The organism is Streptomyces sp. NPDC001920, from assembly GCF_053594495.1.
Window position 1 is genome coordinate 347,841 of sequence record NZ_JBSFEP010000002.1, and the last position, 20,525, is coordinate 368,365.

Consider the following 20,525-nt stretch of genomic DNA (forward strand, 5'->3'; position numbering starts at 1 on the left):
GTGATCAGATCAAATCCTCACACGATTTTTCTCGTCACACGCTGCATTCTTTACACACAACTCACATGGAGTGAGGGCCGCCTGACCCTACGCTGTGTGACAGTCCCGTCAATTCGGGCATCACGCCTGCAGGTTGGCCCATTCAGGACAGTCGCTTGAGAAGCACCGCAGAAGCCACCGGCCGCGCTCCCGCCCGGGCCACCCCGTCGGCCACCTCGCGGTCGGTCGAGGCGACGATGACCGGACGCCCCGGCGGCTCGGCACGCACCAGTTGGCGGATCAACTCGTCGGCGGTCACGCCGGGCTTGGAGAACAGCACCCGCACCCCGCGCGGCGGGGCCAGGAGCACCGGCGCGACCAGCTCGGCCCCGTCGAAGACACAGGTCACCTCGGCGCCGGTCTGCGCGGCGAGCTGCGAGAGCTGGCCGAGCAGCCGCAACCGCTGCTTCTCCAGGGGCATCTGGGGATAGCCGGTCTTGGTGACGTTGTACCCGTCGACCACGAGATGCGCCTGCGGCAGGGCGAGCAACTGGTCGAGGATCGCGGGGTCGTTCTCGGACAACGCCCGGGCGGCGATGTCCTTCGGGGTCATTCGTCCCGGTTCGACCGCGTCCACGGTCTCGGCGGGGCGCACGGAGACCGGCGGCAACGCCAGTTCACGGCGCAGCCCTTGGGCGGCGTCCAGGAGGGTGTCGAGGAGCAACCGGACGCGCATGTCCTCGACACTGCGCCCCTCGCGCGCTGCTTTGCGCGTGGCCTCCAGAGCGGCCTCGGCCTCCGCGAGCCGTGCCTTGAGCCGCCGGCTCTCGCTCTCGGCAGCGGAGATCTGGGTGTGCCCCTCGGCCCGCACCGCCTCGATCTCGCCCTGGACCTTGCGCAGGGCGGCCTCGCCGCGCTTGACGTCGCTGAGGGCGGAGCGCAGCTTCCGGTGCAGCGATTCCGCTTCTTTCCTGGCCGCCTCCAGCTCGGTCCGCAGCCGCTCGGTCTCGTGCCGGGTGTGCTCGCGGGCGTGGGCGAGTTCCTCACGCAGCCGCTCCAGTTCGGCGCGGCTCTCCTCGTCGGCGCGCTCGGCGTCGGCCCGCTGGGCCTCCTCGCCGGCCGCGGTGACCAGCTTGACCCAGCCGGCGGGCCGCAGAACATAGGCCGCGGCCGCCACGTCGAGCGGGTCCGCGGCCGCAGGCGCCGAGCCGGATTCCAGGGCACCGGAGAGCTCCGGCTGGGCCTCTCTGAACTTCTCCCCGATGCGCTGCCGGAACAGCGGATCGGTCTCCAGCGCCGCCGCCATGGCGTTGCCTGCGAACTTGGCCCGCCGGTTCGGGGCGAACCGGGCGTACTGCCGCAGCTGTGCGGGCAGTTCACCTACGGTCAGCCCGCCGAACCCGTCGGACACGATCTGCACGACCTTGCGCCGTACACCGTCGGGCAGCGGACGGTCGAGCACCTCAGCGGCGCCGTCGCCCGGCCCCCCGCCTTGTGTCTCCACCATCCGTCACACCCCAGTCTCTGTGCGGGCCCTCCCCCATCGTCAGGAGCCGGTGCCCGGCCTGTCCACGAGTTCCACCTTGTCCACGGCGTTGCACCAGCGGCAGCGCACCGACTCGATCGTCTCACTGAGCACCTCGCGCTCCTCGACCTTGGGCTCACCGGCCAGATCGAGGTGGACGTACTCGACGACCTTGGACGAGCGCGTCACGTCGAAGCGCGTGAGGTTGCCGCAGAGAGTGCAGCGCCACCGCGTGGTGGCGGTCGGCAGGGGAACCGTCATCGTGAGCGTGCTCTTTCCTTCTAGGTCTTCTATTGTCCGCGACGCCCCGGACTCACCGGTGCGTGTGGCTCGTAACCCTACGGCCTGGCGGGTACCCACCGCCCGTCCGTCCCGGGCGGCGAGGCGGTCTGTGCGCCTGCGTCCCGTTACGTCATGCTCTGTATTCATGATCGGCAACTGGAGCGTGGCGCGTTTCGGAGTTCGGTTCGGCAGGGCCGGCCGAACGGTACTGCGGTCGCCGGCGCCGGTGACGTACGGGCTCATCACCGTGTGCTGCCTGATCTTCCTGATCGGGCCGGCGGCGGGGCTGAATCCGGTGTACGGCGTCGGCGACGGGTTGCTCGCGGCGCAGCGGGCCTACTTCCAGCGCTGGGGCGTGGTGCCCGCCGAGCTCTTCGAGGGCGCGCCCCGGGCCGCCCTCACCCCCGCCACGGCCCTGTTCGTCCACGGCAGCTGGGTGCACCTGCTCGGCAACATGCTCTTCCTCTACGTCTTCGGGGTGATGGCGGAGGAACGGATGGGCCGCCTCCAGTTCACGCTCTTCTACCTCGGCTGCGGCTACCTGGCCCTGCTGGGCTACGCGGCCGCCAACGACGACTCCACGCAGTCGCTGGTCGGCGCGTCCGGGGCGATCTCCGCGGTCCTCGGCGCGTTCCTGTTCCTCTTCCCCGCGGCACGCGTCACAAGCCTGCTGCCCTTCCTGCTCTTCCTGCCGCTGCGCTTCCCGGCGTGGGTCGTGCTGCCCTTCTGGGCGGCCCTGCAGTGGGTGGCGGCGGGGCGTGCGGACCAGGGGCCCGGGGTGGCGTATCTGGCGCACCTGGTCGGGTTCGGGGTGGGGTTCGGTTACGCGTGGGCCCGATTCGGTCGTACGACTAAAGTGAGTGCCGCCCCTGCTCCGGCCCCCGAGGGAGAGAACCAGCCGTGATCACCGCGATCGTCCTCATCAAGACCAGCGTGGACCGGATTCCCGAGATCGCGGAGTCGATCGCCGCGCTGGACAACGTCAGCGAGGTCTTCTCGGTCACCGGGACCTACGACCTGATCGCCATGGTGCGGGTGAAGCAGCACGAGGACCTCGCCGAGGTCATTCCCGGCCGGATCAGCAAGATCCCCGGTGTGGAGGGGACGGACACGCACGTGGCCTTCCGCACCTACTCGCAGCACGACCTGGAGGCCGCCTTCGCCATCGGCCTGGACAGCTGACGGCAGCCGGGGAGGCCGGGCCCCGCACTCCCCGATGAAGAGTGCCTGGTGATCACCGCCGAGGGCCCCCGGACCACCGGACGCCCCGCGGCAAGGTCCCGATCGAGGCGGCCCGGCCCCCTGGCCGAGGCGCCGGACCGGGCGAGCGAACTGCTCACGGCCCCACCGAGCGCACCCTGCGGATGACCGTCCTGGGTCCCCCGTCCACCGCTCGTGCCGCCGGGCGACGCGCCGGTGGCGGGGACGAGGACGCAGAGGGAGCCGGGCGCGCACGCCAGGGGCGTCCGATCCGCAGGCTCACGCCGACGTGTCGGGCACGCAACGCCCGTCCTGCGTACGGTAGTTCCACTTCGCCCCGTCCGTGACGAGCTCCTTCACGGCCCGTACGAACCGCTCCACGTGCTCGTCCGGCGTACCCGCGCCGAAGCTCACGCGGATGGCGTTGAGGGACTTCTCGCCCGGGGCCGCCTCGGGCGCGCCGCACTCCCCCTGCGTCTGCGGGTCGCTGCCGAGCAGCGTGCGCACGAGGGGGTGGGCGCAGAACAGGCCGTCCCGCACCCCGATGCCGTACTCGGCGGAGAGCGCGGCGGCGAAGTGCGAGCTGTTCCAGCCGGCGACCACGAAGGAGATCACACCGACGCGCGGGGCGTCGTCGCCGAAGAGGGACAGGACCCGGACCTCCGGGACCTCGGCGAGGCCCGCGCGGACCTTCTCGATCAGGAACCGCTCGCGGGCGACCAGCTCGTCGAAGCCGGCCTCGGTGAGGGCCTTGCAGGCGGAGGCGATGGAGTAGGCGCCGATGACGTTCGGGGAGCCGGCCTCGTGCCGGGCGGCACTGTCGTGCCACTGCACGTCGACCGCGCCGTCCGCGCGCCGGGTGACCGTGCGGCTGGCGCCGCCGCCCGCGAGGTACGGCTCGGCCTCGCGCAGCCAGTCGGCGCGCCCGGCCAGGACACCGGAGCCGAACGGCGCGTACAGCTTGTGGCCGGAGAAGGCGACCCAGTCGACGTCCAGGTCACGCACGCTCACGGGGTGGTGCGGGGCGAGCTGGGCGGCATCGAGCACGATCCGGGCACCGTGCGCGTGCGCTGCCGCCGCCAGCTCCCGTACGGGCCACAGCTCACCGGTGACGTTCGAGGCGCCGGTGACGCAGACCAGGGCCGGGCCGTACGGGTCGCGGTCGGCGAGGGCGCGCTCCAGGATCTCCACGGCCTGGTGCGGTGTGCGGGGCGCGTCGAGGTAGGTGACGGCGGCGTCGCGCCAGGGCAGCAGCGCGGCGTGGTGCTCGGTCTCGAAGACGAACACCTGGCAGTCGGCGGGGACGGCGGCGGCGAGGAGGTTGAGCGAGTCGGTGGTGGACCGGGTGAACACGACCTGGTCGGTGTCCCGGCAGCCGAGGAACTCACCGACCGTGCGCCGGGCGTTCTCGAAGAGGTCGGTGGACAGCTGGGAGAGGTACCCGGCGCCCCGGTGGACGCTGCCGTAGTACGGCGCGTAGGCGGCGACGTCGTCCCAGACGCGCTGGAGGGCGGGCGCGCTGGCGGCGTAGTCGAGCGCGGCGTAGGTGACCTCGCCGCCGGTGACGAGCGGGACGGTGACATCCCTGCCGAGAACGGGCAGCGGGGCACAAACGGACTGGGCGGCGGCAACGGTGGAGACGGACATGGCACAACTCCCGTGAAGGCAGGTGAGGTTCGCCGCGGAACCGGGAGGGCTCGACGCGGTGAAAGGAAAAAGGGAACGCGGAGGCGGGGCTCTGCGGCCCTATCGCATTCGCTTGCTCACGGAAGGCTCCTCGACGACCAGGACCCCTGGCTGATCGAGGGGTCCGCGCTTGCCGCAGACCTCGCTGCCTACGGCCTGGTCTTCACCCGGGGCACCCCGCCACGGACGGAGGGTTGCCGGACAGTCGGCCGGGGCCTCATGACTGTCACTCATGACCTGGACAGGAACGTACGTGAAGTGATCGATGTCCCGCAACCCGTGTCCGGATCGCGGGACATTCCCGGGCCGCGCTACGCGTTGCTGGCGGCCACCCAGCGCTCCAGCGTCCGCTTCGCCGCCCCGGAGTCGATCGACTCCGCCGCCCTCGCCATCCCGAGCCGGATCTGCTCGGCGAGCGGAGCGTCCGCGGGCTCCAACGCCACCAGCGCCGCGGCCGAGTTGAGCAGGACGGCGTCCCGCACCGGCCCTCTCTCGCCGTCCAGGAGCCGGCGGGCGACCTCCGCGTTGTACGACGCGTCCGCGCCCCGCAGCGCCTCCACGGGCACCAGCTCGATACCGACCTCGCGCGGGTCGAACGCCTCCTCGGTCACCTTGCCGTCGCGCACCACCCACACCCGTGACGTGGCCGTCGTCGTCAGCTCGTCGAGGCCGTCGTCGCCGCGGAAGACCAGCGCGGACGAGCCGCGCTCGGCCAGGACGCCGGCGATGAGCCCCGCCATCCGGGTGTCGAAGCAGCCGACGGCGGAGGCGGTGACCCGGGCGGGGTTGGTCAGCGGGCCGAGCAGGTTGAACGAGGTCGGGATGCCCAGGTCCCGCCGTACGCCACCGACGAACCGCATGGAGGGGTGGAACTTCGCCGCGAAGCAGAAGGTGATCCCGGCCTCGTCCACCACTCTGGCCACGCCCTCCGGCGCCAGGTCCAGGTTGATGCCGAGCTTCTCCAGCACGTCGGACGAGCCGCTCGCCGAGGACGACGCCCGGTTGCCGTGCTTGACGACCTTCGCCCCGGCGCCCGCGATCACGATGGCGGACATGGTCGAGATGTTGACCGTCTTGGCCCGGTCCCCGCCGGTACCGACGATGTCCACGGCCGGGCCAGGGATGTGCAGCGGCTGCGCGTGGGCGTACATCGCCTCGACGAGGCCGTTGATCTCCTCGACCGTCTCGCCCTTGGCCCGCAGCGCCACCATGAATCCGGCGATCTGCGCGTCCGAGGCCTCACCGCTCATGAAGCGGTCCATCGCCCAGGCCGTGTCACCGGCGCTCAGGTCCTGTCCACCGAGCAGCGCGCTCAGCACCTCGGGCCAGGAACGGCCCGCCGCGGTGTCGCCTCCAGCGGGGGTCACAGCGCTCATAAGCCGCTCCAGGGTCAGTTGTGGTGTCCCGGCCCCCGGGACACGAGTCTCGACGAGGTCCACCCTATCCAGCCGCGGGACACGGAGAAGGGCCCCGTCCGAAGACCGGACGGGGCCCTTCTGCCGTGGCGTGCGCAGCGATCAGTGGTGGCCGTGGCCGCTCGTGATCTCCTTGTACTCCTCGACGGTCGGCTTGGGGATCTGACCGTCCTCGCCGAAGTACGACTTGCTGAGCTTGGCGCGCAGCTTCTCCGAGCCCTTCACCTTGCGCTCGACGCCGTTCTCGTCGACCGTCGGGCCGATTTCGAGCGGCTTGTACTGCTCGTGCGCGGTGAGGGTGTGCAGCGCGTCCTGGCTGAGCGGCTCGTGCACCTCGATGAACTCACCGTGCGGCAGGCGCTTGATGATGCCGGACTCGCGACCGTGCAGCACCTTGTCCTTGTCCCGGCGCTGCAGGCCGAGGCAGATCCGCTTGGTGACGACGAAGGCGATGACCGGTCCGACGAAGAACCCGATGCGGACGAACCAGGTGACCGCGTTGATCGACAGGTGGAAGTGGGTGGCGATGATGTCGTTGCCACCACCGATCAGCATGATCATGTACCCGGTGACCCAGGCGACACCGAAGGCCGTACGGGTCGGGGCGTTGCGCGGGCGGTCGAGCAGGTGGTGCTCGCGCTTGTCACCGGTGACCCAGGACTCGATGAACGGGTAGAGGGCGATCACGGCGAGGAAGATGCCGAACAGCACCAGCGGGACGAAGACGCCCAGGACGAGCGTGTGACCCCAGAAGTTGATCTCCCAGCCCGGCATGGCGCGGACGAGGCCCTCGGCGAAGCCCATATACCAGTCGGGCTGGGCGCCCGTGGACACGTAGTCGGGCCGGTAGGGGCCCAGGGCCCAGATCGGGTTGACGGACGCGATGCCGGCGATGAGCGCGATGACACCGAAGACCAGGAAGAAGAAGCCTCCGGCCTTGGCCATGTAGACCGGCAGCAGCGGCATGCCGACGACGTTCTTGTTGCTCTTGCCGGGACCCGCGAACTGCGTGTGCTTGTGGTAGAAGACCAGGATCAGGTGGCCGACCACCAGACCGAGCATGATGCCCGGCAGCAGCAGGATGTGGATCGAGTAGAAGCGGGCCACGAAGTCGGTGCCCGGGAACTCGCCGCCGAACAGGAACATCGAGATGTACGTACCGACGATCGGCACGGACAGGATGGCGCCCTGGGTGAAGCGGACACCGGTGCCGGAGAGCAGGTCGTCCGGGAGCGAGTAGCCGGTGAAACCGGTGAACATGCCCAGGACGAACAGCAGGAAGCCGAACAGCCAGTTGATCTCACGCGGCTTGCGGAACGCGCCGGTGAAGAAGACGCGCATCATGTGCACGAACATGCCGGCGAGGAAGATGATCGCCGCCCAGTGGTGGATCTGCCGGATGAGCAGACCACCGCGCACGTCGAAGGAGATGTGCAGGGTCGAGCTGAACGCCTCGCTCATCAGCTGTCCCTGGAGCGGGACGTAACTGCCGTGGTACTCCACCTCGTTCATCGACGGGTGGAAGAACAGCGTCAGGTACACACCCGTGAGGATGATGATGATGAAGCTGTAGAGGCAGACCTCACCCAGCATGAACGACCAGTGGTCGGGGAAGATCTTGCGCATGTTGGCCTTGGCCAGGGAGTAGATCCCGAGCCGGCCGTCCGCCCAGTCGGCGACGCGCTCGCCGGCCGGTGCCTTCCCGCGCGAGCGGGACTCTGTCTTCTCTGTGGTGCTCATCCGCGCTCCCAGAATGCAGGACCGACGGGCTCTTCGAAGTCGCCGAGCGCCTCGAGGTAGCCCTCGTCGTTCACGCCGATGCGCAGCTGCGGCAGGGCGTGACCGGCCGGGCCGAAGATCACTCGGGCACCGTCGGAGAGGTCGAAGGTGGACTGGTGGCAGGGGCAGAGCACGTGGTGCGTCTGCTGCTCGTACAGGGAGATCGGGCAACCGACGTGGGTGCAGATCTTCGAGTACGCGACGATCCCCTCGTGCGACCATTCGAGCTCGCGCTTGTCCTTGATGTCGTCGGGCTGGAGCCGGACGATCATCAGGGCGGCCTTGGCGATCTCGTTCTGGAAGCCGTGGTCGTGCTCCTCCAGGCCCTCCGGCTTGGCGAAGGTGAGGGAGCCGGCCGCGACGTCCGAGGGACGCAGCGGCTCGTTGGTGTTCATGTTGACGAGCAGCTTGCCCTTGGACCACATGGTGTGGCGCAGCTTGGTGCCGGGCAGCGGGCCGAGGTCACGCAGCAGCACGACGCCGGAGAGCGGGAACAGGGCCAGCGCACCGAACATGGTGTTGCGGATCAGCTTGCGGCGACCCAGCGCGGACTCCTTGGCGCCCTGCTTGAAGTCGGCCATGACCTTGGCCTTGACCTCGGGCGACGCCTGGATCGGGTGCCGCTCGTCCGCGACCTCCACGTCGGACATCAGGGTGCGGGCCCAGTGGACCGCACCCGCGCCGATGCAGAACAGCGCGAGGCCGAGGGTCACACCGAGCGCGAAGTTCAGCGCGCTGATGTGGCCCAGCGGGAAGATGAAGACCGACTTGTCGACGGGGATCGCCACGAACGAGGCGATGAAGCCGACGGTGGCCAGCATCGACAGCGTGAACAGCAGGGCGACCGTGCGCTCGGACCGCTTGGCGGCCCGCTCGTCGATGTCCTGGATCCGGTGCTCGTGCGGCGGCAGACCAGGGTCGGCGAAGGGGTCCTTCTCGTCCGCCACCGCGACGTGGGCGTCCTGCTCAGCCGGCAGGTTCTCTTCTGGAATGTCTTGGCTACTCATGACTTCTTGGCCTTTGCGGTCCGAGCGGCGACCCACACAGCGACGGCGATCAGGCCGCCGAGGCCGAAGATCCAGCCGAACAGACCCTCGCTGACCGGCCCGAGGCCGCCCAGCTCCAGACCGCCGGGGTTCTCCGTCTCATCGCTGTTGACCGCGTGCAGGTACGCGATGATGTCCTTCTTGTTCTGCTCCGACAGCGTGGTGTCGGGGAACGACGGCATGTTCTGCGGGCCGGTCTGCATGGCCTCGTAGATGTGCTTCGGGTCGACACCCTCGAGCGAAGGCGCGTACTTGCCGTGCGTCAGCGCGCCGCCCTTACCGGTGAAGTTGTGGCACTGGGCGCAGTTGTTGCGGAAGAGGTCGCCGCCCTTGGCGATGTCCGCTCCCTCGGGGCCGTACTGCTCCTCGGTCGGGACGGCCGGGCCGGCGCCCAGCGAGGCGATGTACGCCGCGAGCTGGTCGATCTCGGCCTGCGAGTAGATGTTCTTCTTCCGCGGGACCTGGGCGCCCTGGGAGGTGGCGGCCGGCATACGGCCCGTCGACACCTGGAAGTCGACGGCCGCGGCGCCGACGCCCACCAGGCTCGGACCGTCGGAGGTGCCCTGACCGCCGGTTCCGTGGCAGCTGGCGCAGCCGACGGCGTAGAGCTTCTTGCCCTCCTCGATGGTGAGGGACTGGGCGGTTTCCTCGGCCTGCGCCTTGTCCGCGGGCGCGAACACGGCGTACAGCCCCCCCGTGCACGCCAGCGCGAGGAGTAGGACGACGACCGCCGCCAGCGGATGGCGTCGTCGTGCGGAGAGCTTTTTCACGGATTACCCCGGTGTCAGGATCTTCTGCGTCGATGCTTCTGGTAGGTGCGTTGTGGAACGCGCGCCGGATCGGGCCCGGCTACTTGATCATGTAGATCGTGGCGAAGAGGCCGATCCAGACGACATCGACGAAGTGCCAGTAGTAGGACACGACGATCGCGGCGGTCGCCTGCTCGTGCGTGAACCTCTTGGCCATGTACGTACGGCCGAGGACCAGCAGGAAGGCGATGAGGCCGCCCGTCACGTGCAGGCCGTGGAAGCCGGTGGTCAGGTAGAAGACCGAGCCGTACGGGTCGGACGAGAGCGAGAGGCCCTCGTGCTTGACCAGCTCGGTGTACTCGTACACCTGACCGCCGATGAAGATGGCACCCATGATGAAGGTGACGATGAACCAGCCCCGGAGCTTCTTCACGTCACCTCGCTCGGCGGCGAAGACGCCGAGCTGGCAGGTGAGGGAGGAGAGCACCAGGATCGTGGTGTTCGTCGCCGAGAACGGGAAGTTCAGGGCGTCCGCCTTCTCGTGCCAGAAGTCCGGACCCGTCACCGATCGCAGGGTGAAGTACATCGCGAAGAGGGCCGCGAAGAACATCAGCTCGGAACTCAACCAGATGATGGTTCCGACGCTGGTGAGGTTCGGTCGATTGACCGACGGGTGCGCGTGACCCTTGTCTACTGTCGTTGCTGTCGCCACGACCGACATTATGTCGGTCGCTTATCCCGCCCTCACTCCGGGGGGTGCCGTTCGGAGTGTCTTCCCCGTTCATACCGGTGTTGACGTGGTGTTCAAGGGAGTAGCATCCGGCGCAACAGGCCTGTCCTTACGACGCTGACGTCACGGAGGAACAATGCAGCCGACCGCCACGGTGCTGGTCTACAGCGACGACTCCAACACCCGCGAGCAGGTGAGGTTGGCGACGGGGCGCAGGCCCGCCCCGGATGTCCCTGTCGTGGAGTTCGTGGAGTGCGCGACTGCGGCCGCCGTCGTCAAGGAGCTGGACAAGGGCGGGATCGACGTCTGCGTCCTGGACGGCGAGGCGGTGCCCATGGGGGGCATGGGACTCTGCCGGCAGATCAAGGACGAGGTGTTCAACGCCCCGCCGGTGCTGCTGCTGATCGGGCGGCCGCAGGATGCGTGGCTGGCCACGTGGAGCCGGGCCGAGGCGGCCGTGACGTTGCCTGTGGAGCCGGTGGAGTTCGCGGGGGCGCTGGCCTCCCTGCTGCGTACGAAGAGGCTGCAGAGCGCCTAGGGGCCGGATACGCCTCCCTGGAGGGCGCTCACACGCTCTGCGGCCTCAGCCTGGCGCGTTCCGCCGGGCTCGGGCCGTCCGGCGTGCCGCCCACCAGGGCGCTGCCGGTGCGCCACTTCTTCCACGGCAGGTTCCAGTCGCCGAAGCCGTTGCCGAAGGGGGCCATGGTGTCGCCGCCCGAGTTGACGACCTCGACGATGTCGCCCTCGCTGATGGTGTCGTAGAACCACGCGGCGTTGCCGGGGCTCATGCCCGTGCAGCCGTGGCTGACGTTGGCGTACCCCTGGGAGCCTGTCGACCAGGGGGCGGCGTGGACGTACTCGCCGCTGTTGGTGACCCTGACGGAGTGGTGGACGGTCAGGTCGTAGAAGTCCGAGGCACCGATGCTCGCGCTGGTCATGCGAACGGTGCCTTCCTTGGCGAGGACCACCTTGACGCCGTTGCGGGTGTCGTAGCCGGGCTTGCCCGTGGTGACCGGGATCTGCCTGATGACCTCGCCGTTGCGGTAGACGGTCATCTGGTGCGTCGCGGCGTCCGTGACGGCGACGACCCGGTCGCCGGTGGTGATGGTCAGGGGCTCGGCCGCGCCGCCTCGGAGGCGGTCGCTGATCTTGATGCCCTCCAGATTGCTGCGGGCCCGGACGGTGGCGTGGGTCGGCCAGTACTCCATCGGGCGGTAGTGCAGCTTCTTGTCGTCCACCCAGTGCCAGGCGCCCTTGACCGCGGGTATGGAGTCGACCTTGAGGGCGCTCTCGACTATCGCCCGCTGCTTGCTGTCCTTGACGGGGCTGCTCAGCTCGGCCGTGATGGGCTGGCCCACGCCGTACTTGCCCGCCCTGGGGCCGAACGTGACCGTCAGCTTCTTCGTGGTCGGCCTGCTGGTGTCGAAGGTGAGGACCTTGCGGCCGGGGGCGCCGTCCTCGTCCTCGGTGCTCACGCGGACCGTGTAGCGGGCGTTGGCGGCGAGCGGGGAGGTGCTGTGCCAGCGGGTGCCGTCGGCGGAGAGTTCGCCCGCGACGTAGCGTCCTGCGGCGTCCCTGGCGGTGACGTCCGTGATGCGGCCGTCGGAGTCCTCGGTGGTGACTTCCAGGGGTTTGTCGGGGTCGGCCTTCTTGCCGTCGCCCGACGGGCCGTTGAAGGCGATCTGGTCCGCCGCGTCGTACGGGGCGGCGGAAAGCGGGTTGCCGTCGCTGCCGCAGCTGGTGACGCCCACCCCGAGGGCTATGACCAGCAGCGTGCAGCCTATGACTGTGCTCGTGCGCGGTGGCGTGTGGCTCATGGCTTCACGCTAGGAAGCCAGGTCGGGCATGGCGCGCGGGGTGACGCGTACGAGTGATTCCGATTGCGGCAGACGCAGGAGCCCGGACGCTCCTGACGGAGGGTCCGGGCTCCTGATGAGCTCAGCTCGTGTTACTGGGTGCGGTTCTCACCGCGGTAGTACTCGAACACCCAGCCCCAGAGGCCGACCAGGATCAGCGGCATCGAGAAGTACAGCAGCCACCAGCCGACGGCGATCGCCAGGAAGGCGAGGGCACCGCCGATCGCGAGGGAGAGGGGCTGCCAGCTGTGCGGGCTGAAGAACCCGACCTCGCCGGCGTCGTCCGCGACGTCCGCTTCCTTGTTGTCCTGCGCACCGGTGTCGACCCGCTTGGCCGTGAAGCCGAGGTAGAAACCGATCATGATGGCCAGCCCGAAGGCCAGGAAGAGGGCCGTGGTACCGGCCGGCTCCTTCGACCACACGCCATAGACGATCGCCATGGCGAGGATGAAGACGCTCAGCCAGATGAACATCCTGCCTTGGACCTTCACTTGCCGGCCTCCTTGCCACCAGCCAGAGCCTTCTCACCGTGAGGGGCGTTCTCGAGCTGGTCGAGTGCGGCGATCTCAGGGTGGTGCAGGTCGAACGCCGGGGATTCGGAACGGATCCGCGGCAGGGTGAGGAAGTTGTGCCGCGGCGGCGGGCAGGACGTCGCCCACTCCAGCGAGCGGCCGTAGCCCCACGGGTCGTCGACGCCGACCGGCTTGCCGTACTTGGCGGTCTTCCACACGTTGTAGAAGAACGGCAGGAGCGACGCGCCGAGCACGAACGAGGCGATCGTCGAGATGGTGTTCAGGGCGGTGAAGCCGTCGGCCGCCAGGTAGTCGGCGTAACGACGCGGCATGCCCTCGGCACCCAGCCAGTGCTGGACCAGGAAGGTGCCGTGGAAGCCGATGAACAGCGTCCAGAACGTGATCTTGCCGAGGCGCTCGTCGAGCATCTTGCCGGTGAACTTCGGCCACCAGAAGTGGAAGCCGGAGAACATCGCGAACACCACCGTGCCGAAGACGACGTAGTGGAAGTGCGCCACCACGAAGTACGAGTCGGAGATGTGGAAGTCCAGCGGCGGCGACGCCAGGATGACGCCGGTCAGACCACCGAAGGTGAAGGTGATGAGGAAGCCGGTCGCCCACAGCATCGGCGTCTCGAAGGACAGTGAGCCCTTCCACATGGTGCCGATCCAGTTGAAGAACTTCACGCCGGTGGGTACGGCGATGAGGAACGTCATGAAGGCGAAGAACGGCAGCAGCACACCGCCGGTGACGTACATGTGGTGCGCCCACACCGTCACGGACAGACCCGCGATCGCGATGGTCGCCGCGATCAGACCCATGTAGCCGAACATCGGCTTGCGGGAGAAGACCGGGATGACCTCACTGATGATGCCGAAGAACGGCAGCGCGATGATGTACACCTCCGGATGGCCGAAGAACCAGAAGAGGTGCTGCCACAGCAGCGCTCCGCCGTTGGCCGAGTCGAAGATGTGCGCGCCGAACTTGCGGTCCGCCTCCAGCGCGAACAGCGCCGCGGCCAGCACCGGGAAGGCGAGCAGGACCAGCACACCGGTCAGCAGCACGTTCCAGGTGAAGATCGGCATGCGGAACATCGTCATGCCGGGGGCGCGCATGCAGATGATCGTGGTGATGAAGTTGACCGAGCCGAGGATGGTGCCGAAGCCGGAGAAGGCCAGGCCCATGATCCACATGTCGGCGCCGATGCCCGGGCTGCGGACCGCGTCCGACAGCGGGGAGTAGGCGAACCAGCCGAAGTCGGCCGCGCCCTGCGGGGTGAGGAAGCCACCGACCGCGATGAGCGAGCCGAACAGGTACAGCCAGTAGGCGAACATGTTCAGCCGGGGGAAGGCCACGTCCGGCGCGCCGATCTGCAGCGGCATGATCCAGTTCGCGAAGCCGGCGAACAGCGGCGTCGCGAACATCAGCAGCATGATCGTGCCGTGCATCGTGAACGCCTGGTTGAACTGCTCGTTCGACATGATCTGCAGACCAGGCCGGGCCAGCTCGGCGCGCATGAGCAGCGCCATCACGCCACCGATCACGAAGAACGCGAACGACGTGACGAGGTACAGCGTTCCGATCGTCTTGTGGTCGGTGGTGGTGAGCCACTTGACCACGACGTTGCCGGGTTGCCGGCGCCGGACCGGCAGCTCGTTCTCGTACGAGTCCTCAGCTGCCGCGGCACCCTGGGGTTCGTTGAGGATGCTCACAGGTTTGTCGTCTCCCGGTTCTTCTCGTGGCTCGTCTGCGCGATGCCGGCGGGAACGTAACCGGTCTGCCCCTTCTTGGCGAGGTCCTTGAGGTGCTGCTCGTACCGCTCGGGGGAGACGACCTTCACGTTGAACAGCATCCGGGAGTGGTCGACGCCGCACAGCTCGGCGCACTTGCCCAGGAAGGTGCCCTCACGGTTGGGGGTCACCTCGAAGGCGTTGGTGTGGCCCGGGATGACGTCCTGCTTCATCAGGAACGGCACCACCCAGAAGGAGTGGATGACGTCACGCGAGGTGAGGACGAAGCGGACCGTCTTGCCCTTGGGCAGCCACAGGGTCGGGCCCGGGTTGCCCGTCTGCGGGTTCCGGGTGCCGGGGGTGCCGCAGTCGTAGACACCGCCGGCGTCGGCCGGGAAGTCTTCCTTGTACCGGTTCGGAATCGCGTCCAGTTCCTTCGCCGTCTTGGCGTCGCCGGTGGAACCTTCGACGTTCGCGACCATGTTGAAGCACCAGCTCCACTGGAAGCCGACGACGTTGACGGTGACGTCGGGCTTGTCCTTGAGGCTGAGGAGCTTCGACTCGTCGCGGGCCGTGAAATAGAACAGGACCGAGACGATGATCAGCGGGACCACGGTGTACAGCGCCTCGATGGGCATGTTGTACCGGGTCTGCGGAGGGACCTCGACCTTGGTGCGGCTACGCCGGTGGAAGATGGCGCTCCACAGGATGAGGCCCCACACCAGCACGCCGACGGCGAGCGCCGCCGCCCAGGACCCCTGCCACAGGGAGAGGATCCGCGGAGCCTCTTCCGTGGTCGGGGTGGGCATACCAAGACGGGGGAAGTCTTCCCAGTTGTACGAGCAACCGGTGGCTGTCGCCAGGACCAGGCCCGCAGTCATTGCCTGCAGCAGCTTCCGCCGCATCGGGCGCCGCGGCGAGCGGTCGGAGCCGTTGGGACTCACGTAGCGCCTTCCCGAGAGTCTCGCCCGCGCGTGTTGGCTGCGGCCTGGCCTTCTCGCTGGTCGGTCGCCGCCCTGCGTCGGGCAGGGGTTTGGATGTTTATGCGGACCAAACCCTAGCCGACGCCTTCCAGGGGTTCACGGGGAGGGGTCCCTATGGGGTGGGGTGGTTCGCTGGTTTGGCGGGTGCGGGTCCGTTCGGGCTTGTCACGCCCGGGGCGGAGCCGCTGACGCGACCGCCCCGAACCCCTTTGCGGCGTTGCGGTGCACGGGCGTCTAGCGTGGGTGTGTGGGCTACTTCGACGCTGCTTCCAGCGCTCCTCTTCATCCCGTTGCGCGGCAGGCTCTGCAGGCCTCCCTCGACGAGGGGTGGGCCGATCCCGCGCGTCTGTACCGGGAGGGGCGCCGGGCACGGTTGTTGCTGGACGCGGCCCGGGAGGCGGCCGCCGAGGTCGTGGGCTGCCGTGCCGACGAGTTGGTGTTCACCCCATCGGGGACGAAAGCCGTCCACTCGGGTGTCGCCGGGGTGTTGGCGGGCCGGCGCCGGATCGGACGCCACCTGATCGTGTCCGCCGTCGAACACTCCTGCGTCCTCCATGCGGCTGACGCGCACGAGAGGGACGGGGGAACGGTCACCCAGGTCGCGGTGGACCGGGCGGGGGCGGTGAGCGTGCGGGGCTACGCGGACGCGCTGCGGTCCGACACCGCGCTCGCCTGTCTGCAGTCGGCCAACCACGAGGTGGGGACCGAGCAGCCGGTCGCGGAGGTGGCCGGGGTGTGCCGGGAGGCCGGGGTGCCGCTGCTGGTGGACGCGGCGCAGTCGCTGGCCTGGGGACGGGTCGAGGGCGACTGGTCGGTGCTGACCGGGAGCGCCCACAAGTGGGGTGGCCCGTCGGGGGTCGGCCTGCTCGTCGTACGCAAGGGGACGCGGTTCGCCGCGCAAGGGCCCGCCGACGAGCGGGAGTCGGGGCGGGCGGCCGGGTTCGAGAACATCCCGGCGATCGTCGCCGCGGCGGCCTCGCTGCGGGCGGTCCGGGCGGAGGCGGCCCAAGAGGCGGTGCGGCTGCGGGAGCTGACGGAGCGGATCCGGGCGGGGGTGCCGCGACTGGTGCCGGATGTGGAGGTCGTCGGGGATCCGGAGCGGCGGCTGCCCGGGATCGTCACCTTCTCCTGTCTCTATGTCGACGGGGAGACCCTGTTGCACGAGCTGGACCGGGCCGGGTTCTCGGTCTCGTCCGGCTCGTCCTGCACGAGCAGCACGCTGACGCCGAGCCATGTGCTGAAGGCGATGGGGGTGCTGAGCGAGGGGAACGTACGGGTGTCCCTGCCGTTCGGGACGGCGGCGAAGGACGTGGAACGGTTCCTGGAGGTGCTGCCGGGGGCCGTCGCGGGGGTGCGGGAGAAGCTCGGAGCACCGGTTGCCGGGGCGGTCGTGCGGGAGGAGGACGTCCTGGTCGTGGACTCCCTCGGCAAGCGGTGCCCGATCCCCGTCATCGAGCTCGCCAAGGTCATCGGCGATGTCCCCGTGGGCGGCACGATCCGTGTGCTGTCGGACGACGAGGCGGCCCGTCTGGACATCCCGGCGTGGTGCGAGATGCGGGGCCAGCAGTACGTGGGCGAGGAACCGGCACAACGGGGGACGGCGTACGTCGTCCGCCGGGTGGCCTGAAGGCCCCTGCAGGGGCACAAGGGGTCCGCACCCGCCTGCGCGCCCGCCTCTTCGGGCGCGCAGGCGCACCCGGCCTCAGTCGAGGTGCTTGCGAACCTCTTCGGCGGCGGCGTCCCCGTACGCCTTCGCCAGCCGCTCCATGAAGTGCACCCGCCGCAGCTGGTACTCCTGCGTCCCCACCGTCTCGATGACGAGCGTCGCCAGCATGCACCCGACCTGCGCGGCCCGCTCCAGGGACAGACCCCACGCCACCCCCGACAGGAACCCGGCACGGAAGGCGTCGCCGACGCCCGTGGGGTCGGTCTTGCTCTCCTCGTCGGGGCAGCCGACCTCGACGGGGTCCTGACCGGTCCGCTCGATGCGCACACCGCGCGAGCCGAGGGTCGTGATGCGGTGGCCGACCTTGGACAGGATCTCCTCGTCGGTCCAGCCGGTCTTGGACTCGATCAAACCCTTCTCGTACTCGTTGGAGAAGAGGTAGGTCGCCCCCTCCAGCAGGATGCGGATCTCCTCGCCGTTCATACGGGCGATCTGCTGGGAGAAGTCCGCGGCGAACGGGATCCCGCGGGAGCGGCACTCCTCGGTGTGGCGGAGCATCGCCTCGGGGTCGTCGGCACCGATGAGGACCAGGTCGAGGCCGCCCACGCGGTCCGCGACGGTCTTGAGCTCGATCAGGCGGGCCTCGCTCATCGCGCCGGTGTAGAAGGAGCCGATCTGGTTGTGGTCGGCGTCGGTGGTGCAGACGAAGCGGGCGGTGTGCAGGGTCTCGGAGATACGGACCGAGCCGGTGTCCACGCCGTGCCGGTCCAGCCAGGACCGGTAGTCGTCGAAGTCGGAGCCCGCGGCGCCGACCAGGATCGGCTTCGTGCCCAGCTGGCCCATGCCGAAGGCGATGTTCGCGCCGACGCCGCCCCGGCGTACGTCCAGGTTGTCGACCAGGAAGGAGAGCGAGACCGTGTGCAACTGGTCCGCTACGAACTGGTCGGCGAAGCGGCCGGGGAAGGTCATGAGATGGTCGGTGGCGATGGAGCCGGTGACTGCGATGCGCACGGCGTGGAGTCTCCTGCGGGGAGGTGGAATTGACAGTCCACGCTACCGTTCGTGACCGGGACTCTGAAGCGGACGAAACTACCCGATAGTAGATCTTTCTTCGCGCGCTTCGTCATGTCTACGGTGCCCTATGACGAAATTCGAGGTCCACGCCCCCGCTCCGGCCGACCCTGAGGTCGATCTCGCGTCGCTGCTCGGAGACTGCGCGCGGATGGTGCCCCACTGGGCCGTTCCCGACCGTGTCCTTTCCCGTCCCGTCTCCCCGTCACTCATCCACGGGGTCACCGTGCCGCCGAAGTCGGCGCGGCTGCTGGACGCCATGTCGGACTACGGCGACTGACCGGCGGACCGTTCGAAATCCGGCGGCCCGATCGGCGCCTTTCGGGGAACCGTGCGCTCCCCCGCTGCGTCCCATCGCTGTCCCCCGTAAAGGGGATGCGGGATACGACCCGGCGGACCGACCTTTTTGACAGGGTCTGGTCAGGGTCATGGGACATGTGCGCAGCCGAAGGAGCGATGCGGTGAACACCGAGCGACCCGAGAACGACGACACGGGCGCCGACGCCTCCGCCGAGGAGCAGGACGCCCGGCAGGAGGAGGGCGCCGCCGGCACCGAGGCTCCCGGTGCCCGGGAGAACGGCACACCCGTTCCCGACGCCGAGGACGAGGGTGCCGCCGTGGCCGGGAGCGGGCCGGACGCCGAGGCCGAGGCCCAGGCGGACGTGGAGCGCGAGCGCGACGCCGAGAAGGCCGGGGGCGAGGGTGAGGCGGTCGGCGCCGATGCGGACGCCGCTGCCGCCGACGCCGGTGAGCGGGCCGGTGCCGACGAGGCACCGGACGCCACTCCGGATCCCGACGAGGCACCGGACGCCACTCCGGATCCCGGCGCGGGCGAGCCCGCCGGACCGGCGCGCCGACGCTCCCCCGCCGTCATCGCCTCCGTCGCCGCCGCCGTCCTGCTCGTCGGTGGCGGTGGGGCGTTCCTGGCCGCGAACGTGTCCGGCGGGCCGGACAGCGGTACGACGTCCTCGGCGCCCGGCGGCGACACTCCCCCGCCGCTCCGGCTCGACGGCTACACCGGGGGCGACACGGGCGGCATCGCGCCCGGGGAGCCCAACCCGTACGGCGTGACCTACGAGGCCGCCGGCGAACTGCCCGACGGGCCCGGCTCGGCGCCGGTGTACCGGGCCGCCGGCGAGGTCGGCGAGGACGAGGTGGCGCGGCTGGCCGAGGCGCTCGGGGTGGACGGGACGCCCGTGGCGCAGGGGCAGGCCTGGCGGATCGGCGCGCAGGACGGGGCGGGGCCCAGTCTCCAGGTGAACAGGCAGGCGCCGGGGACCTGGACGTTCTACCGGCACTCTCCCGGCACCGACGACTGCCGGTCCACCACCGTCTGCCACAAGGACCTCCGCGCCGCGGACGGCGACCCGGTCGACGAGGAGACCGCGAAGCGGGCGGCCGCTCCGGTGCTGGCGGCCGTGGGTCAGGGTGACGCGAAGCGCGACGCGAGCCAGGTGATGGGCGCCCAGCGGGTCGTCAACGCGAACCCCGTGGTCGGTGGCCTGCCCACCTACGGCTGGACGACCGGCGTGACCGTGGGCGCCGACGGCTCGGTGGTCGGCGGGAGCGGCCAGTTGAAGGCACCGGTGAAGGGGGACACGTATCCCGTGCTGGACGCCGGGAAGACGCTCGGGCTGATGAACGCGGCGCCGGGGACCGACCGCCGTGCGGGCATCGGGGGCTGCGCCAGTCCCGCCCCGCTGGAGAACCGGCCCGAGGCGCCGTGTGGGGCGCCGGCGTCGACGGGTGCGCCGGCGAAGGACGTCCTCACGGTCGAGAAGGCGGTGTTCGGGCTGGCCGCGCACCATGTGGACGCCCGGCAGGCGCTGGTGCCGTCCTGGCTGTTCGAGGTGCGGGCGCCGGGCGCGCGGGACAGCTTCACGGTCACGTATCCGGCGATCGACCCGGAGTACCTGGCTTCGAGCACACCCGCGCAGACGCCGCCCGAGCAGCCGAGCCCGCGGCCGACCGGGCCGAAGGACGAGCCGACCTCGGAACCCGTCACACGGAACGTGACGGTGGACGGCTACACGGCCGACGGCCGGGAGCTGACCGTGGCCTTCACGGGTGGTGTGTGCGCCGACTACGAGGTGACCGCGAGCGAGAGCGACGACCGGGTGACGGTCCGGGTGACCGAGACCTCGCGACCGGACACGATCTGCATCCAGGTGGCGAAGGTGTTCCACCGGACCGTGCAGCTGGACGAGCCGATCGGCGACCGCAAGGTCGTGGGCACGGACGGCCAGGCGCTCCCGCTGGAGAAGCCGGGGAGCGTGCTTCCGGACGCGCCGCGGACGTCCGGGGCCCGGTAGGGCC

19 protein-coding genes and 1 riboswitch are annotated in these 20,525 nt (G+C 69.6%); of the genes, 6 read left to right on the top strand and 13 right to left on the bottom strand.

Translation table 11 applies throughout. The annotated features are described in order from the left end of the window. Positions 1 to 142: 142 nt before the first annotated feature. Positions 143 to 1,486, bottom strand: coding sequence for an NYN domain-containing protein (locus ACWCPI_RS04150; RefSeq protein ID WP_451036627.1), 1,344 nt, complete (start codon positions 1,484 to 1,486; stop codon positions 143 to 145). Positions 1,487 to 1,525: 39 nt separating this feature from the next. Next, complete coding sequence (locus ACWCPI_RS04155) at positions 1,526 to 1,765, bottom strand: hypothetical protein (protein ID WP_451036628.1); 240 nt, start codon at positions 1,763 to 1,765, stop codon at positions 1,526 to 1,528. A gap of 166 nt (positions 1,766 to 1,931) precedes the next feature. Between ACWCPI_RS04155 and ACWCPI_RS04160 the strand changes: the two genes are divergently transcribed. Both ACWCPI_RS04160 and ACWCPI_RS04165 read left to right on the top strand, forming a co-directional pair. Beyond that, the gene (locus ACWCPI_RS04160; RefSeq protein WP_451036629.1) at positions 1,932 to 2,690 is read left to right on the top strand and encodes a rhomboid family intramembrane serine protease; all 759 of its coding nucleotides are present in this window, start codon (positions 1,932 to 1,934) and stop codon (positions 2,688 to 2,690) included. Then, positions 2,687 to 2,968: an Lrp/AsnC family transcriptional regulator gene (locus tag ACWCPI_RS04165; protein ID WP_451036630.1), complete on the top strand. Its 282-nt coding sequence runs from the start codon at positions 2,687 to 2,689 to the stop codon at positions 2,966 to 2,968. Before ACWCPI_RS04160 ends, ACWCPI_RS04165 begins: the two co-directional genes overlap by 4 nt. A 297-nt stretch (positions 2,969 to 3,265) precedes the next feature. Here ACWCPI_RS04165 and ACWCPI_RS04170 read toward each other — a convergent pair whose 3' ends face one another. The 6 genes from ACWCPI_RS04170 to ctaE form a co-directional block, all read right to left on the bottom strand. Then, a complete protein-coding gene (locus ACWCPI_RS04170) occupies positions 3,266 to 4,633 on the bottom strand; it encodes an aminotransferase class V-fold PLP-dependent enzyme (protein WP_451036631.1) in 1,368 nt (455 codons plus the stop codon). 160 nt (positions 4,634 to 4,793) lie between these two features. Beyond that, a riboswitch (SAM riboswitch) is annotated at positions 4,794 to 4,910 on the bottom strand. Between the two features lie 73 nt (positions 4,911 to 4,983). Then, a complete protein-coding gene (gene trpD, locus ACWCPI_RS04175; RefSeq protein WP_451036632.1) occupies positions 4,984 to 6,048 on the bottom strand; it encodes an anthranilate phosphoribosyltransferase in 1,065 nt (354 codons plus the stop codon). Between the two features lie 141 nt (positions 6,049 to 6,189). Then, positions 6,190 to 7,827, bottom strand: coding sequence for a cytochrome bc1 complex cytochrome b subunit (qcrB, locus tag ACWCPI_RS04180; protein ID WP_451036633.1), 1,638 nt, complete (start codon positions 7,825 to 7,827; stop codon positions 6,190 to 6,192). Continuing rightward, positions 7,824 to 8,873 (bottom strand): cytochrome bc1 complex Rieske iron-sulfur subunit, encoded by a 1,050-nt coding sequence (gene qcrA / locus ACWCPI_RS04185; RefSeq protein ID WP_451036634.1) that lies wholly within the window; start codon positions 8,871 to 8,873, stop codon positions 7,824 to 7,826. The genes qcrB and qcrA overlap by 4 nt, the downstream gene beginning before the upstream one ends. Next, positions 8,870 to 9,682, bottom strand: coding sequence for a cytochrome bc1 complex diheme cytochrome c subunit (gene qcrC / locus ACWCPI_RS04190; protein WP_451036635.1), 813 nt, complete (start codon positions 9,680 to 9,682; stop codon positions 8,870 to 8,872). The genes qcrA and qcrC overlap by 4 nt, the downstream gene beginning before the upstream one ends. Before the next feature lie 79 nt (positions 9,683 to 9,761). Beyond that, on the bottom strand, positions 9,762 to 10,382 hold the full coding sequence (ctaE, locus tag ACWCPI_RS04195) for an aa3-type cytochrome oxidase subunit III (RefSeq protein WP_451036636.1): 621 nt from the start codon (positions 10,380 to 10,382) through the stop codon (positions 9,762 to 9,764). A gap of 145 nt (positions 10,383 to 10,527) precedes the next feature. On the opposite strand from ctaE, the gene ACWCPI_RS04200 reads away from it, so the two are divergent. Then, on the top strand, positions 10,528 to 10,929 hold the full coding sequence (locus tag ACWCPI_RS04200; protein ID WP_388797943.1) for a response regulator: 402 nt from the start codon (positions 10,528 to 10,530) through the stop codon (positions 10,927 to 10,929). 28 nt (positions 10,930 to 10,957) lie between these two features. Here the strand turns inward: ACWCPI_RS04200 and ACWCPI_RS04205 are convergent, their stop codons facing one another. The 4 genes from ACWCPI_RS04205 to ctaC form a co-directional block, all read right to left on the bottom strand. Then, positions 10,958 to 12,208 (bottom strand): Ig-like domain-containing protein, encoded by a 1,251-nt coding sequence (locus tag ACWCPI_RS04205; protein WP_451036637.1) that lies wholly within the window; start codon positions 12,206 to 12,208, stop codon positions 10,958 to 10,960. Positions 12,209 to 12,339: 131 nt separating this feature from the next. Then, on the bottom strand, positions 12,340 to 12,738 hold the full coding sequence (locus tag ACWCPI_RS04210) for a cytochrome c oxidase subunit 4 (protein WP_451036638.1): 399 nt from the start codon (positions 12,736 to 12,738) through the stop codon (positions 12,340 to 12,342). After that, a complete protein-coding gene (gene ctaD / locus ACWCPI_RS04215) occupies positions 12,735 to 14,471 on the bottom strand; it encodes an aa3-type cytochrome oxidase subunit I (RefSeq protein WP_451036639.1) in 1,737 nt (578 codons plus the stop codon). Before ctaD ends, ACWCPI_RS04210 begins: the two co-directional genes overlap by 4 nt. Beyond that, on the bottom strand, positions 14,468 to 15,433 hold the full coding sequence (gene ctaC / locus ACWCPI_RS04220) for an aa3-type cytochrome oxidase subunit II (protein ID WP_388797955.1): 966 nt from the start codon (positions 15,431 to 15,433) through the stop codon (positions 14,468 to 14,470). The genes ctaD and ctaC overlap by 4 nt, the downstream gene beginning before the upstream one ends. A 286-nt stretch (positions 15,434 to 15,719) precedes the next feature. On the opposite strand from ctaC, the gene ACWCPI_RS04225 reads away from it, so the two are divergent. Beyond that, positions 15,720 to 17,099, top strand: a complete 1,380-nt coding sequence (locus tag ACWCPI_RS04225) for an aminotransferase class V-fold PLP-dependent enzyme (protein ID WP_451036640.1) — start codon at positions 15,720 to 15,722, stop codon at positions 17,097 to 17,099. 75 nt (positions 17,100 to 17,174) lie between these two features. Here the strand turns inward: ACWCPI_RS04225 and ACWCPI_RS04230 are convergent, their stop codons facing one another. Beyond that, positions 17,175 to 18,149 carry a carbohydrate kinase family protein gene (locus tag ACWCPI_RS04230; RefSeq protein ID WP_451036641.1) on the bottom strand — a complete coding sequence of 325 codons (975 nt, stop codon included), beginning with the start codon at positions 18,147 to 18,149 and terminating at the stop codon, positions 17,175 to 17,177. Between the two features lie 130 nt (positions 18,150 to 18,279). Between ACWCPI_RS04230 and ACWCPI_RS04235 the strand changes: the two genes are divergently transcribed. Both ACWCPI_RS04235 and ACWCPI_RS04240 read left to right on the top strand, forming a co-directional pair. Then, positions 18,280 to 18,489 (top strand): hypothetical protein, encoded by a 210-nt coding sequence (locus ACWCPI_RS04235; protein WP_451036642.1) that lies wholly within the window; start codon positions 18,280 to 18,282, stop codon positions 18,487 to 18,489. 181 nt (positions 18,490 to 18,670) lie between these two features. After that, positions 18,671 to 20,521: a hypothetical protein gene (locus ACWCPI_RS04240; RefSeq protein ID WP_451036643.1), complete on the top strand. Its 1,851-nt coding sequence runs from the start codon at positions 18,671 to 18,673 to the stop codon at positions 20,519 to 20,521. Positions 20,522 to 20,525: the final 4 nt, after the last annotated feature.

Excerpts from the sequence above, each read along its gene's own strand:
- ACWCPI_RS04150 (WP_451036627.1), bottom strand. The coding sequence starts at position 1,486 with ATGGTGGAGACACAAGGCGGGGGGCCGGGCGACGGCGCCGCTGAGGTG.
- ctaE (WP_451036636.1), bottom strand. The coding sequence starts at position 10,382 with ATGTCGGTCGTGGCGACAGCAACGACAGTAGACAAGGGTCACGCGCAC.
- ACWCPI_RS04205 (WP_451036637.1), bottom strand. The coding sequence starts at position 12,208 with ATGAGCCACACGCCACCGCGCACGAGCACAGTCATAGGCTGCACGCTG.
- ACWCPI_RS04155 (WP_451036628.1), bottom strand. The coding sequence starts at position 1,765 with ATGACGGTTCCCCTGCCGACCGCCACCACGCGGTGGCGCTGCACTCTC.
- qcrA (WP_451036634.1), bottom strand. The coding sequence starts at position 8,873 with ATGAGTAGCCAAGACATTCCAGAAGAGAACCTGCCGGCTGAGCAGGAC.
- ACWCPI_RS04200 (WP_388797943.1), top strand. The coding sequence starts at position 10,528 with ATGCAGCCGACCGCCACGGTGCTGGTCTACAGCGACGACTCCAACACC.
- qcrB (WP_451036633.1), bottom strand. The coding sequence starts at position 7,827 with ATGAGCACCACAGAGAAGACAGAGTCCCGCTCGCGCGGGAAGGCACCG.
- trpD (WP_451036632.1), bottom strand. The coding sequence starts at position 6,048 with ATGAGCGCTGTGACCCCCGCTGGAGGCGACACCGCGGCGGGCCGTTCC.
- ACWCPI_RS04160 (WP_451036629.1), top strand. The coding sequence starts at position 1,932 with ATGATCGGCAACTGGAGCGTGGCGCGTTTCGGAGTTCGGTTCGGCAGG.
- ACWCPI_RS04170 (WP_451036631.1), bottom strand. The coding sequence starts at position 4,633 with ATGTCCGTCTCCACCGTTGCCGCCGCCCAGTCCGTTTGTGCCCCGCTG.
- ACWCPI_RS04235 (WP_451036642.1), top strand. The coding sequence starts at position 18,280 with ATGACGAAATTCGAGGTCCACGCCCCCGCTCCGGCCGACCCTGAGGTC.